At 38.9% G+C, this 11,836-nt stretch carries 15 protein-coding genes and 2 pseudogenes; 1 reads left to right on the top strand and 16 read right to left on the bottom strand.

Going from position 1 to position 11,836, the window contains the following annotated elements; all coding sequences use genetic code 11:
- Positions 1-214 precede the first annotated feature (214 nt).
- Positions 215-817, bottom strand: coding sequence for a 4Fe-4S binding protein (locus AC6F8J_RS07560; RefSeq protein ID WP_500722187.1), 603 nt, complete (start codon positions 815-817; stop codon positions 215-217).
- A 190-nt stretch (positions 818-1,007) separates the two neighbouring features.
- On the opposite strand from AC6F8J_RS07560, the gene AC6F8J_RS07555 reads away from it, so the two are divergent.
- On the top strand, positions 1,008-1,664 hold the full coding sequence (locus AC6F8J_RS07555; protein ID WP_500722184.1) for a cyclic nucleotide-binding domain-containing protein: 657 nt from the start codon (positions 1,008-1,010) through the stop codon (positions 1,662-1,664).
- Positions 1,665-1,702: 38 nt separating this feature from the next.
- Here the strand turns inward: AC6F8J_RS07555 and AC6F8J_RS07550 are convergent, their stop codons facing one another.
- The 15 genes and pseudogenes from AC6F8J_RS07550 to AC6F8J_RS07480 form a co-directional block, all read right to left on the bottom strand.
- Complete coding sequence (locus AC6F8J_RS07550) at positions 1,703-2,152, bottom strand: EutQ-related cupin domain-containing protein (protein ID WP_500722180.1); 450 nt, start codon at positions 2,150-2,152, stop codon at positions 1,703-1,705.
- A gap of 3 nt (positions 2,153-2,155) precedes the next feature.
- Positions 2,156-3,274, bottom strand: coding sequence for an ethanolamine utilization protein EutH (eutH, locus tag AC6F8J_RS07545; protein ID WP_500722177.1), 1,119 nt, complete (start codon positions 3,272-3,274; stop codon positions 2,156-2,158).
- A gap of 254 nt (positions 3,275-3,528) precedes the next feature.
- Positions 3,529-3,635: pseudogene (locus AC6F8J_RS07540) on the bottom strand (BMC domain-containing protein); the annotation flags it as partial.
- A 14-nt stretch (positions 3,636-3,649) separates the two neighbouring features.
- Positions 3,650-3,976 (bottom strand): hypothetical protein, encoded by a 327-nt coding sequence (locus tag AC6F8J_RS07535; RefSeq protein WP_500722175.1) that lies wholly within the window; start codon positions 3,974-3,976, stop codon positions 3,650-3,652.
- 14 nt (positions 3,977-3,990) lie between these two features.
- Positions 3,991-4,539, bottom strand: a complete 549-nt coding sequence (locus AC6F8J_RS07530) for a BMC domain-containing protein (protein WP_500722172.1) — start codon at positions 4,537-4,539, stop codon at positions 3,991-3,993.
- Positions 4,536-5,876: a 4Fe-4S dicluster domain-containing protein gene (locus AC6F8J_RS07525; protein ID WP_500722169.1), complete on the bottom strand. Its 1,341-nt coding sequence runs from the start codon at positions 5,874-5,876 to the stop codon at positions 4,536-4,538. Before AC6F8J_RS07525 ends, AC6F8J_RS07530 begins: the two co-directional genes overlap by 4 nt.
- Positions 5,877-5,906: 30 nt before the next feature.
- Positions 5,907-6,170, bottom strand: a complete 264-nt coding sequence (locus AC6F8J_RS07520) for a EutN/CcmL family microcompartment protein (RefSeq protein WP_125137532.1) — start codon at positions 6,168-6,170, stop codon at positions 5,907-5,909.
- Between the two features lie 23 nt (positions 6,171-6,193).
- A complete protein-coding gene (locus AC6F8J_RS07515; RefSeq protein WP_500722166.1) occupies positions 6,194-6,910 on the bottom strand; it encodes a hypothetical protein in 717 nt (238 codons plus the stop codon).
- A gap of 20 nt (positions 6,911-6,930) precedes the next feature.
- Positions 6,931-7,749, bottom strand: a complete 819-nt coding sequence (eutJ, locus tag AC6F8J_RS07510) for an ethanolamine utilization protein EutJ (RefSeq protein ID WP_500722162.1) — start codon at positions 7,747-7,749, stop codon at positions 6,931-6,933.
- A 2-nt stretch (positions 7,750-7,751) separates the two neighbouring features.
- Complete coding sequence (pduL, locus tag AC6F8J_RS07505; protein WP_500722159.1) at positions 7,752-8,402, bottom strand: phosphate propanoyltransferase; 651 nt, start codon at positions 8,400-8,402, stop codon at positions 7,752-7,754.
- A gap of 11 nt (positions 8,403-8,413) precedes the next feature.
- Entirely contained in the window at positions 8,414-9,166 is a 753-nt protein-coding gene (locus tag AC6F8J_RS07500; RefSeq protein WP_500722156.1) for a cobalamin adenosyltransferase family protein, read from the bottom strand.
- A gap of 63 nt (positions 9,167-9,229) precedes the next feature.
- A complete protein-coding gene (gene eutM, locus AC6F8J_RS07495) occupies positions 9,230-9,514 on the bottom strand; it encodes an ethanolamine utilization microcompartment protein EutM (protein ID WP_125137527.1) in 285 nt (94 codons plus the stop codon).
- A gap of 67 nt (positions 9,515-9,581) precedes the next feature.
- On the bottom strand, positions 9,582-11,051 hold the full coding sequence (locus AC6F8J_RS07490; protein WP_500722153.1) for an acetaldehyde dehydrogenase (acetylating): 1,470 nt from the start codon (positions 11,049-11,051) through the stop codon (positions 9,582-9,584).
- Between the two features lie 281 nt (positions 11,052-11,332).
- Positions 11,333-11,599, bottom strand: a pseudogene (locus AC6F8J_RS07485) (BMC domain-containing protein); the annotation flags it as partial.
- A 21-nt stretch (positions 11,600-11,620) separates the two neighbouring features.
- A partial coding sequence (locus AC6F8J_RS07480) for a BMC domain-containing protein (protein ID WP_500722151.1) occupies positions 11,621-11,836 on the bottom strand: 216 nt, incomplete at its 5' end.

The following is an 11,836-nucleotide window of genomic DNA, read 5'->3' as shown; positions in this document are numbered from 1 at the left end:
TGGTTAAAGGGTCAAAACTAAGTTTCACTAAATTCGCCTACCATATGTAGATTACGTTGATACTTTCATAACTACATATGGTAGGTGAAAGTTCAACTATATAGTTTTGACGCCTTAACCGTATATGTTAATTAACAATTCTATTCTGTATCCTATGTTACCTATATAAATAGTGTCAATTTTATTATATCATTATACGTGTTCGTAAACCCATTTACTTATAACAAATGGCTTTTGTAGGACATATTAGAGTACAAGCTTGACACTGATGACATAAAGCAGGATCGATTTTGGCCACCTTTGTTAGATTCTCCACTTTGACAGCCAAAGAAGGACAAACCTTTTCACATTTTTTACACCCTATGCACTGAGCCGTATCCACTTTTGTAGAATACTTTGCTCCTTTTCCTGTTAGGCTTAGTAAAGCCCCATAAGGACAGACATGATTATGGAACACATATTCTTGATGTCTTAGTGTAACCAAAATGGACATGGCCATTAGAATCAATAAAATGGGCAATTCTAGCTGTAAAACTCTTTTTGAAACAATCATCGTTGCAATCATCAGAACTAAGACAATCCAAGGTAGAATCTTGCTCTTTAATACTTTTGGTACAGATTTCGTCTGCCAATTTAATCTCTTGGCAAGTTTTGCTGTGATACCCATAGATGTATTCATAGGACATATATAACCACAATAAAAACGTCCAAAGACTGCAGCACCTAGTAAACTCAGTAAAAAAATACCTAACCACAAGACCATATTTTCATTGACAATAACAAATAAGAAAAAGATTAAGAATATAATTTGACTCATTATCCTTATTTTTTTCATTTCACAATGCACCACCTTATCCTATCCATGAGAATCTCCTTTTCAATCTTTTACACTAAGTATATAATAAAAGAAAAAAGAATGGCGTTACCAAGGTGACACAAGAAAAGAAGCTTCGCTTCGTTATGAGCTCTGCTCATATTTCTGAACGGTTCGATAGGAAAGGTTTTATATGAAAAATTTACTTGATCATAAAAATAATTATACGCTTCTTAAGGCCATTCCAAAAGAATACCTCCTAGAAAGCCTTCATCATCAAACAATGAAAATCATACCCTATAGTAAAGATCAAGTCATACATTTTGAAGGGGATTTTTGTATTTGCGCTGAACTCATACTAAGTGGCCAGGTGGTTGTCGAACGCATTGATGAATCCGGTAACCTTATGACCATTGCAAATCTCTTACCAGATGATATACTTGGCGGCAATCTGGTTTTTTCAAAAAATCCTCATTACCCCATGACGGTTACCGCCAAAACGGAAACCACACTTCTGATTCTGCAAAAAGAACTTTTATTTGAACTATGTTCGGGCAACACAACCTTTTTAAAGCTTTTTCTGGAATATATATCCGATCACGCCATGCTCCTTGGTGATCGAATCAAGCATTATGTCAATCGCACAATACGTGAAAGCGTGATGGCTTATCTAAAAAACGAATATATACTTCAAGGTTCTAACAGAATCCTATTACGCTCATCAAAAAAGGCGCTAGCTGAACGCATTGGCGTTCAACGCACCTCTTTGTCTCGTGAACTACAAAAGATGAAAAATGAAGGTCTTATTGAATATGACGGGACCAGCATTACCCTATTAAAGCTTTTATAAAAAAGTTTGCCCTGATCATTTCAAGGCAAACTTTTTTTTTATAACTCATCCCAATTAGCAGGATATACAACATATAGAAACCGGGTATGACCGGGTGCACTGAATTTTATTGACGTGTTTTTAGGAATGAAGATGATATCACCTTTTTCTCCGGTAATCTTACGGTCACCGATGATGATCTCTAAGGTACCTTCAATGATATAATCCACTTCATCATACTTCAAGGTCCAGTCAAAGGTGGATGCATCCATTTCCATCACGCCGCAACCTAATCTAGGACTTTCCTTCACAGTCAAAACATCTTTTAGGTATACTTTGTCTCCGTCTTTTCCTGTGTCAAATTTACCAGGATGAACGGTTTCTGTCTTAATGACAGATACACCACTCTTATCGATTTCTTTTATAAAGTCCGTTTGTTCTCCTTTGCTCATTTCTTGCAAAACTTTTCTAACAATCTCTTCTATCATTTTGCTGTCCATATTACCCATATGCTAGGCCTCCACTTTTTGTGGCTTTTCTTCTGTTCCAGATTTTCCAAGGATCTTATTTGCAATAATCATCGCCACCATGACGGCCGTAATACCACCAACAAGCTTACCTACAACCATTGGGAAGATCATTTCTCTAGCAACCCCTGCTGTAAAACCAAGATGATCTCCAAAGACAAACGCGGCACTTACTGCAAAAGCGACGTTGAGTATTTTCCCCCTGTCATCCATGTCTTTCATCAATCCAAACATAGGAATATTATTGGCAAGGGTGGCTACCAAACCAGCGGCAGCAACATCATTCATACCTAATAATCTACCCATTCTTAGCAATGGTTTTTTAAATACTTTTGTAATGACATATACCATTGGAAAGGCACCGGCAAGCATGATTGCTATCGCTCCGATAACTTCAATACCATCTGATATTGGTGCCATTCCCGGAATAATAACAATACCGGTCAATGTCTCAACAATAATTGCTGCTGTACCAATGGTTATGACAATGGTTACACCTCGACCAAATATAGTAAAGCCTTTAATCATTCGATTGGGGATTTTCCAAAGTCCTATCGCAATCAATAAAGATACGATTATAATTGGAACCAAGTTACTAAGAATCATACCAACTTCAAAACCTGCTACCAAACCACCAAAGAAAACACCGATGGGTATGGTAATCATACCAGCCAATATCCCTGTTGCCAAAAATTTGTGATCTTCTTTTCGAATGATCCCTAGAGCAACCGGGATTGAGAATACTATTGTAGGCCCCATCATTGCGCCTAGTATTAGCCCTGCAAGAAGTCCTGCTTCCTCTGTAAGTGCCATTTCCATCGCCAATGGGTAACCACCCATGTCATTGGCCAGTAGTGTGGTTGCAAACATGGCAGGGTCAGCACCCAACATAGTATAAACCGGTGTTACTATAGGTGATAGTATGGTTGCAAGTACAGGTGCCAAAGATATGACCCCAATCATAGCTATTGCCAAAGAGCCCATTGCCATAAACCCTTCATCAAATGGTTCACCTAGACCAAATTTATTGCCAATAATCTTGTCTAATGCACCTAAAACCATAAAAATTACCATGATGTATACAATAATCTCATTAATACTCATTTTTTTCCTCCCTTATACATAGAAATTTAAGTTATAATTGGTTAAGGCGTCAAAACTATATAGTTGAACTTTTGCATACCATATATAGTTACGAATGCATTAACGTAATCTATATATGGTATGTGAATTTAGTGAAACTTAGTTTTGACCCTTTAACCATAATTGTAGGTTGTTTAATTTGAGCTTGGTAATATTTGTTCTACTTCCTCATGAGGTCTTGGTATAACATGTACGGATATTAATTGACCCACTTTTTCTTTGCCTACTAGCCTTACTTTTGCCGCCTTCACCATTGCATCTGCCGCTTCAATGGAACCTACTAATCCTTTTGTTCAATCATACCCAATGCATAACTCGCCATTTTTCTACACTCCTTTAATTTTTATTGATTTTTGTTAAAATCAAATTACACACTTCTTTTATTTGTGCTGTATCTGTCATACCATGTTGCTCTCTTAAGATCCTTATAACCGCTTTTGTAATCATTTCCATATCAGCGTAAGTCCCTTCTACTACTTCTACTTCTACTTCTGCTTCTTCTTCTTCTTCCCTTGATTTGTCATATATAATGGAAATACCCTTGTTTCTAATCACATCCCGGGCGCCTGAAGTCAAAATCATATTTTTATCCACATAGAGTTTTGACTGGTTCTTTGAAATATATGCATCAATATTGTTTTTTGTAAGTAATACTTTACCCATGCTCTTCCTCCTAATTATAAGAGTTTCTCAAACAGTTCTTTTCTAGGCGATGGAATGACCACTTTTGCTAATAGCATCCCATTTTGCTTACCTATCGTCGAACCCGCTTCGATTGCCTCTTTAACTTCACTGACATCCCCACTGAAAGTGACAAATGATTTACCCCCTATTGCAAAACCAAGTCTGATTTCAATGAGATTAATCGCTGCTGCTTTTGCTGCCGCATCCGCAGCCACAATACAGGTGGCAATGCTAAAAAACTCCATCGCACCGATGGCATTCACTTCAGCTACTTGAGTCGATCCATTGATGGCATTAATGATTTGTGCATGAATACTCGGCAATATAAGGTCATCTACAATGTATTGTTTCCCCACTTCTTTTCCCGCTTCTAGAGCAGCTTTTACTGCCCCCACATCCCCGGAAATGAGCACAATATACTTACCGGGACATATGGCATTCGCTAGAATCAAATCCACTTCAGCCGCCTTAATCATTGCATCCGCCGACTCAATGCCTTTGACAATGCTATTAAGCTCTATAAGCCCTATCGTCCGTATCATGAAACCACCCCATTACTTTTTATCGTTATTTTCTCAGTTACACCTGTAACAGTACCATCAATGCTTGCATGAACATTGGCACCCATTTCATTTCTCTCTACCTTACCAATCATCTGCCCCTTGGTTACCATGTCCCCAACCGCAACGGTAGGTGTGGCCGGTTTTCCAATATGTTGCTTAAGATGTATAACAACTTCCTCTGTCGTCAGATCTTTGTGTTCATCTATTGGTTGACCATAATACTGGTGCAGGTCCAGTCTTGATATAAGCCTATAACTTGGAATTTTTCTATAGGCCATCATGTCTCTAACGTCCAGATCAAGACTTCCTTTTTCAGGTCGAATGCCTTTTTTATACAATTCTTTTTTAACATGTACATTCACCAATCTAGGGGAAAGTCCCATAGGGCATGCATAGATTTCACATATACCACATTCACAACATAGCAAGGCTTCCTTCATGATGGCTTCATCATGGTCTGACATACCTATGTTTCTCATGATCTTATGAGGTCTTAGTTCATGACCTAGTAGGTATCTATGACACATGTCTGTGCAGTAGCGACATTGAATGCATGCTGTTTTGGTTTCATTGATGATTTTGTCTATGGGTTTTCTTTTTCGTTCTACTACGAAATGATCTTTAGGTAGGACGATTAAGGATCCATCCATTTTCTTAATATGAAATGCTTCGGCCTCATAGTCATCAATGATGGTTCCCATCATAGGCCCACCTATAATAATGGCATATTCCTTTAGAGTCGAACCACCTGCCGCTTCTATACAGGCTTTTACAGAAATACCGACTGGTACCCTAATCATGGTTGGGTTCTTTACATCTCCGGCCACCGTCAAGAATCTTTCTATAACCGGCTTGTCCATCATTGCATCATAGATGTTCACAATAGAGCCTACATTGGATACAACAGCGCCTACATCTAAGGGAATACCTGCCTCTGGAATCGGTTTACCTGTAATCTCATAAACCATCATCTGTTCATCACCTGCCGGATAATAATCCCCCATGGTAAATAAGGTTACTTTTGAATCCAACGCTTCAATAATAGCTTTTAGGTGTTTAATTTCTTTGGTATTTTTTTCCTTGATGGCAATGATCAAGTGCTGTGCACCTACATGTTTTCCAATTTCTTCAACCGCCTTAATAATTTCTTCGCCTTTGTTTTGCATTATATATTTATCCGTATGCATGAGTGGTTCACATTCTACCGCATTGATGATAAAGTATTCTACCTTGCAATTGAGCTTAATATGTGTTGGAAAACCGGCACCTCCAGCGCCTACAACGCCAGCATTATATATTTTATCTAACAACTCCATGGCCAAGCACCTCCTTTCCCTTGTTGCCTTCTAGACATCCACGGTATCAATGATGCCAACCACAATGGCATCCACAGGTATATCTTTTCTTCCAAGACCCATTCTGGCTGAGCTTCCATTTACAACCAGTACCGTTTCTCCAATCCCAGCACCAATGCTATCTGCAGCAACAAAGGTAGGAAGGTCTTTGTCCGAAGCATAATCCAAGGGTTTTATGACCAATAATTTCAGACCATTCAAATTCTCATCTTTTCTAGTTGCCCATACATTTCCGATTACTTTGCCTACAATCATAAATGCCTTCCTCCGTTTTGAGTTTATGTGGTGATCATTTTTATTTTATGATCTCTTAGATAATCCTGTGCCAAAGGTGTTACTATGGTGTTCTTGTTCATCCTCAGGCGCTTTAATCCTTTTTCTTTATACTGTTTTGCTATGGATTCAGTTATGATTTTCTCATGTACATCATCTTCTTTAGGCATGTATGTTCCTTCTAACATTTTTGATTTATCTATCTTTTCTAACTTTTCCATTCTTACATCCAGTAGCCGACGTCCAATTTCATTTGCATTGATCCATTCTATTCCGAATGTTTCTACTTGATCTTCATAGCCTTTAAGCATGTTGTAAAAGTTGGTATTTGCTGTATCTTCGTATTTGCTGTAGGTTTTGCCTTCTTCTACAAAAAAGATTTTTTTGCCTGTTAATATGGCTTCAATAACCATGATTGTGACCTTACTGGTTGCAAATCCCATAGATATCTGCACAAGTTCTTGGTAACTGATGCTACCCAGTAGTATGACATCATAGGGGCTTATATCTATAGATGCTTTGGCATCATCAAAATCATCTACATCATACTGATCATTAACTTCATATAAAACCTTATAATCTGACATGGCTATTGCAAGAATCTTATCTTTCTTTATAGGTCTTTCTAATTCACTTTTCATGATTCTTTCTTCTAGCTTCTTCATCACTTCTTTTGTTATGCTTTCGATTAGACTTTTTTCATCTAGGGATTCTAAGTTCAATATGCTCACATCCTTTATACCTAGCAGTTCATAGCAATGCCCAGAGGCGTAACTAAAAATGGATTCTTAGGCTTAATGGTCCTTATGCCTGTGACATTTTCGATTATTTTTTCTATTTTATCTAAGCAGCAAGTGCCGCCAACAAGATATATTTCCTTGACATCATGGTTCCTAATATGGATATTGATGATTGTCGCCATTTTCTCAATGACCGGTGTTACCAGCGGAAATATTTCCTGCTGCCTACTTAGATCTGTTTTATACTGTTCCGCTTCTTCAAACTTAATCTTATAGTTGCCCGCCACAACCAAGGTCAAATGGGTTCCGCCTGTTGCTTCATCCGCTACATAAACGACCTGATTTTCTTTTATGATGGACAAACCCGTTGTGCCCCCTCCAATATCAACAATGACACCATTTTCAATATTAAGAACTGAATTGGCCGCTGTCGGTTCATCAAGAATGTTGGTCACTTCCATGCCCGCGCCCTCTACAACGTACATATGGGTTTTGCTGTCACCTTCGCTTGTCCCTGGTGGTACAGCAATGGCTGCTTTTGTAAGTCTGGTGCCAATCTTTTGCTCAATCTTTTCTTTTAGATGCTTAACCACATTCATAGCACCAACATAGTCGACAACCAAACCGTCTTTTATGACTTGGGAAAACGCCATCTCACAGGCCACAGGCTTTTTGTCTTGATCTAGAACAACGATGACAATGTATGCTGTTCCAAGGTCAACACCTACGAGCAGTTTTTCGCCCTCTTGCATGGTTCTGGGCTTGTGAATGGTTGCTTCTAATTGAGATATTAAATACTCACAGTTTGTCATGTCTAACATCCTTAAACCTCTTCTTCCACAAGTATTTGACCTTTCATGCCTTCGTAAAAGCCACAAGCATTGGCTTCGTCTAAATCAATATGCATATGTAAACTATATTGATCATGGACCCTTACAACAACATCTTCAAATATAATTGGTCGATCACTAAATACTTTTACAGCAACTATTTGCTGATCTTTTAGGCCATAATCCAAAGCATTCTCCGGTGTCATATGAACATGTCGTTTGGCAACGATGGCCCCTTTTTCTGCCCGAATCATATTCTTACCCACTGATAAATAAATAGGTGCGCTTTTTTCTATCTTACCTGATTCCCGAACCGGCGCATCAATGCCCAAACTGAAGGCATCCGTTCTCGAGATCTCCGCTTGAGTCTCTTTTCTTTCCGGACCTAAAATGGCAACGTTTTTGAATAAACCTTTTGGACCCAGTATGGTCACCCGTTCTTGACACAGAAATTGACCCGGTTGTGACAGATCTCTTGCCGGTGTAAGCCTATGGCCTTCTCCAAAAAGTCGCTCAACATCGTCCATGGAAAGATGCACATGTCTTGCAGAAGCTTCTATAGGCACTGTCCGCCAATTCCTATCTCTTAGACTTATTTCCTCTATGACTTTTTTCACGATTTTCTTAATAATAACTTCATCCATATGGGCCTCCGTTAATTATAGTATCCAGACAAATATCTACACATCATCACATAGACAGCACTGCTTAACCTATTGAGAGATTTGGTAATATCTTTTCGATTCAATGGAATTGAACTAAGCTCTACTTCTCTGGCCCCACTACGAATTGCATTTAAGCCAATTAATATTTCTCCCATTTTGTAATCCGGTAATATATGGGCCACACCTATGTGTTTTTTGGGGTTATGGGACATTTTTCTGATATCCTCTTCAAGCAATCCAAACAAACATATCTCTTCTGTTCCTTCTTTTATAACCTCTGCCTTTAATATGTTCCTCACATATTGGAGCACCTCTTGAAGTTCACAAACTAGTTTCTCACTTTTATTCTTATCTGCAATAACTTGAATCTCTAGTATTTTTGATTGAAGACTATCCACCTTACCTCTAAATAAAATACTGGGATGATTCTTTAACACCAGTTCATTGCCATATAACTGTGTCATTTCTTCTGGTTTCTTCTCAAAAAAACCACCTGTATCTTTTACAATGTATTTAGGTATAAACTTCTTCTCTTCGGTATCGTTGATTTCATTTTCCTTGTTGTTTTTCTTGCTTGTACCTAAAAGCCCCTGTTCATCTTTTGTATATACCAACTTAATTTTCTGCTCGTTTAAATATTCCCTAGCTGAAGGGGTAATGATGGTATCTGGATTGACCAACCATTCCTTTACCTTGTCTTTTTTTAGAATCGACCGTACAACCGCTTCTGTTAAAACTTCCATCCCTATCACATCCTTTGTTATGATTGCCTCGCCATGGAAGGCGAGGCAAATAAACATTCATTCTTAGCCTTCGTATTTAGGCAGGATTAACTCTACATCACTATGAGGTCTTGGTATTACGTGTACGGAAACCAACTCTCCAATACGATCTGCTGCTGCTGCACCGGCATCTGTTGCTGCCTTGACCGCACCCACATCACCTCGAACCATAACTGTCACCAAACCACCACCAACGTGTACTTTACCAATAAGGGTAACATTTGCTGCTTTTACCATTGCATCCGCTGCTTCTATTGATCCTACCAAACCTTTTGTTTCAATCATTCCGAGTGCATTTGCATTTGCCATATTCATATCCTCCTAATTTTTGTGTTTTCAGATTTAAAGTTAGCTTCCTTCCTTTTACTTTAAAGGCTTACTTATAATTTTGTAATTCTTTCAAAACCATTTTTGTGATTGTTTCTAAATCTAGCTCCATGTGTGATGATACATGTTTACCGGATCCATCTTCATACTCTTGTTGAATGTCCTCTAGTTCTTTCGTTCCATAAGCCACACTTCTAATATTGATTAGATTAAGGGGACTTACATTGTCAGATGTTGAGCTACCACCAACCGCGCCACAACCAAGTGTTAAAGATGGTGCTAAGTTTGTTGTCGCCCCTATGGCACCTTGAGCTGATGAGGTGTTAACAAGCAGTCTTGATACCGGTTTCTTTAGCGCAAAAGCTTTTATGACCTCTTCATCTTTTGAATGAATCACCAAAGAATGACCAAGTCCATAGTATGCCAAGAGCTCCATACATTTTTCACAGGCTTTTTCCCAGTTATCTTCTGCATAGAATGCCAGAATCGGTGCTAATTTTTCTCTGGAAAATGGATACTGTATGCCTACATGTGTTTGTTCTGCAATCAGTACTCTTGTGTCACTCGGTACATACAGACCTGCCATCTTGGCAATCTCAATTGCAGACTTTCCTGCAATCTTAGCATTAAACTGTCCGCATGCATCTTGAATGGTTTTTCCGACCAAATCTGCTTCTTCACCTTCTAAAAAATATGCACCGGCCTTTATGAAGGCTGTTTTTACATCTTCTTTGATACACGTTTCTGTAACCACCGCTTGTTCCGAAGCACATATGGTACCATTGTCAAAGGTCTTACTGTCCATGATTCTTTTTACCGATAGGGCTATGTCTGCACTTCTTTCAATAAATGCCGGGACATTCCCTGGTCCGACACCAAGGGCCGGCGTACCTGAACTATAGGCTGCTTTCACCATTGCCGAACCACCAGTAGCTAAGATTAAAGACACGTCTTTGTGTTTCATTAAGGCATCCGTACCTTCTAAAGTAGGGATGGCCATACATCCTATGATGCCTTTTGGAGCGCCGGCTTCAACCGCTTTTGCTTCCATGACCCTTGCAACATCACTAATGCAATTAAGTGCTTTAGGATGAGGGCTAAAAATAATAGCATTTCCGGACTTCACGGCTATTAGAGTCTTATAAATCGCAGTGGAAGTCGGATTGGTGGAGGGTACGAGTCCTGCAATAACGCCTACCGGTGTAGCAATCTCAATAATCTTTTTCTGCTTGTCTTCCTTGATGATGCCTACGGTTTTCATGTCCTTGATGTATTCATAAACCGCTTTACTGGCAAATTTGTTTTTTATGATTTTATGTTCATAAATACCAAATCCCGTTTCTTCTACTGCCATCTTAGCCCATTGATCAGATTTCATATAAGCGACTTCATACATTGCTTTTACGATTGAATCAATTTCTTCTTGGCTTTTCATTTTAAGTAATTGTTGAGCTTCTTTTGCTTTTTCTACCAAGTCTCTGACATCTTGAATAGAGCTTAGATCTTTATCCTTGATCATCTTTATTTCACCCCCTTATAAAACTTCAAGATGGCTTCTATTAACTCATCTTTGCGCGCATACTTGATTTGATTTCTTTCAATAGAGAACATACCTTCAGATTGATCATCCATCTTTCTGGCCAAGGCTCTTAAATCAACTGTTTTTAGGGCATTTAAGGCTTCTCTACTTTTAGGTGATGGGCCTAAGTTTGAGGTGGTCATTTCTTTTTCACTTTTCTCTTCTTTGGTGTCTACTTTTTGGCTGTGATGATCACTTTGTAAAACCACTAATGATGGCATTGGCAATATTTTTTCCACATCGTCACTGGGTCTTGGAATGACATGGGTGGATAAAAGCTGACCTATTTTAGGCACCGCTACCTCTGCTGCATCAATCGACGCTTTTACAGCGCCTACGTCACCTCTAATATGTATGGTTACCAATCCGCCCTTTACAAATTCACAGCCTAGTAAGGTCACGTTGGCTGCCTTCAAACATACATCGGCGGCTTCTATTGCCCCTACATATCCATATGTTTCTATCATTCCTAGGGCTATATTATTCATATTTTTCACCACATTTTCTTATTAGTATTTGGTCGGATCATCTGCAACAAAGTTTACCGCTGCTGCAAAAGCATCACAGGCTGATTTACAAGCGGATTGACTACCTGTTAATAAGCCACCGCCAAAGTTTGTCTCAGAAGGTGGTCCATAGAACTGAACCATCTTAACATCCGATGATTTGAGGGCTGCATCCAGTGCATAAACCGCTTCAATTGGCGGTGCAATCAAATAAGCAAG

This window comes from Petrocella sp., from assembly GCF_059865615.1.
The sequence above is the reverse complement of the archived record's forward strand: the minus strand, read 5'-3'. Positions and strand labels throughout refer to the sequence as shown.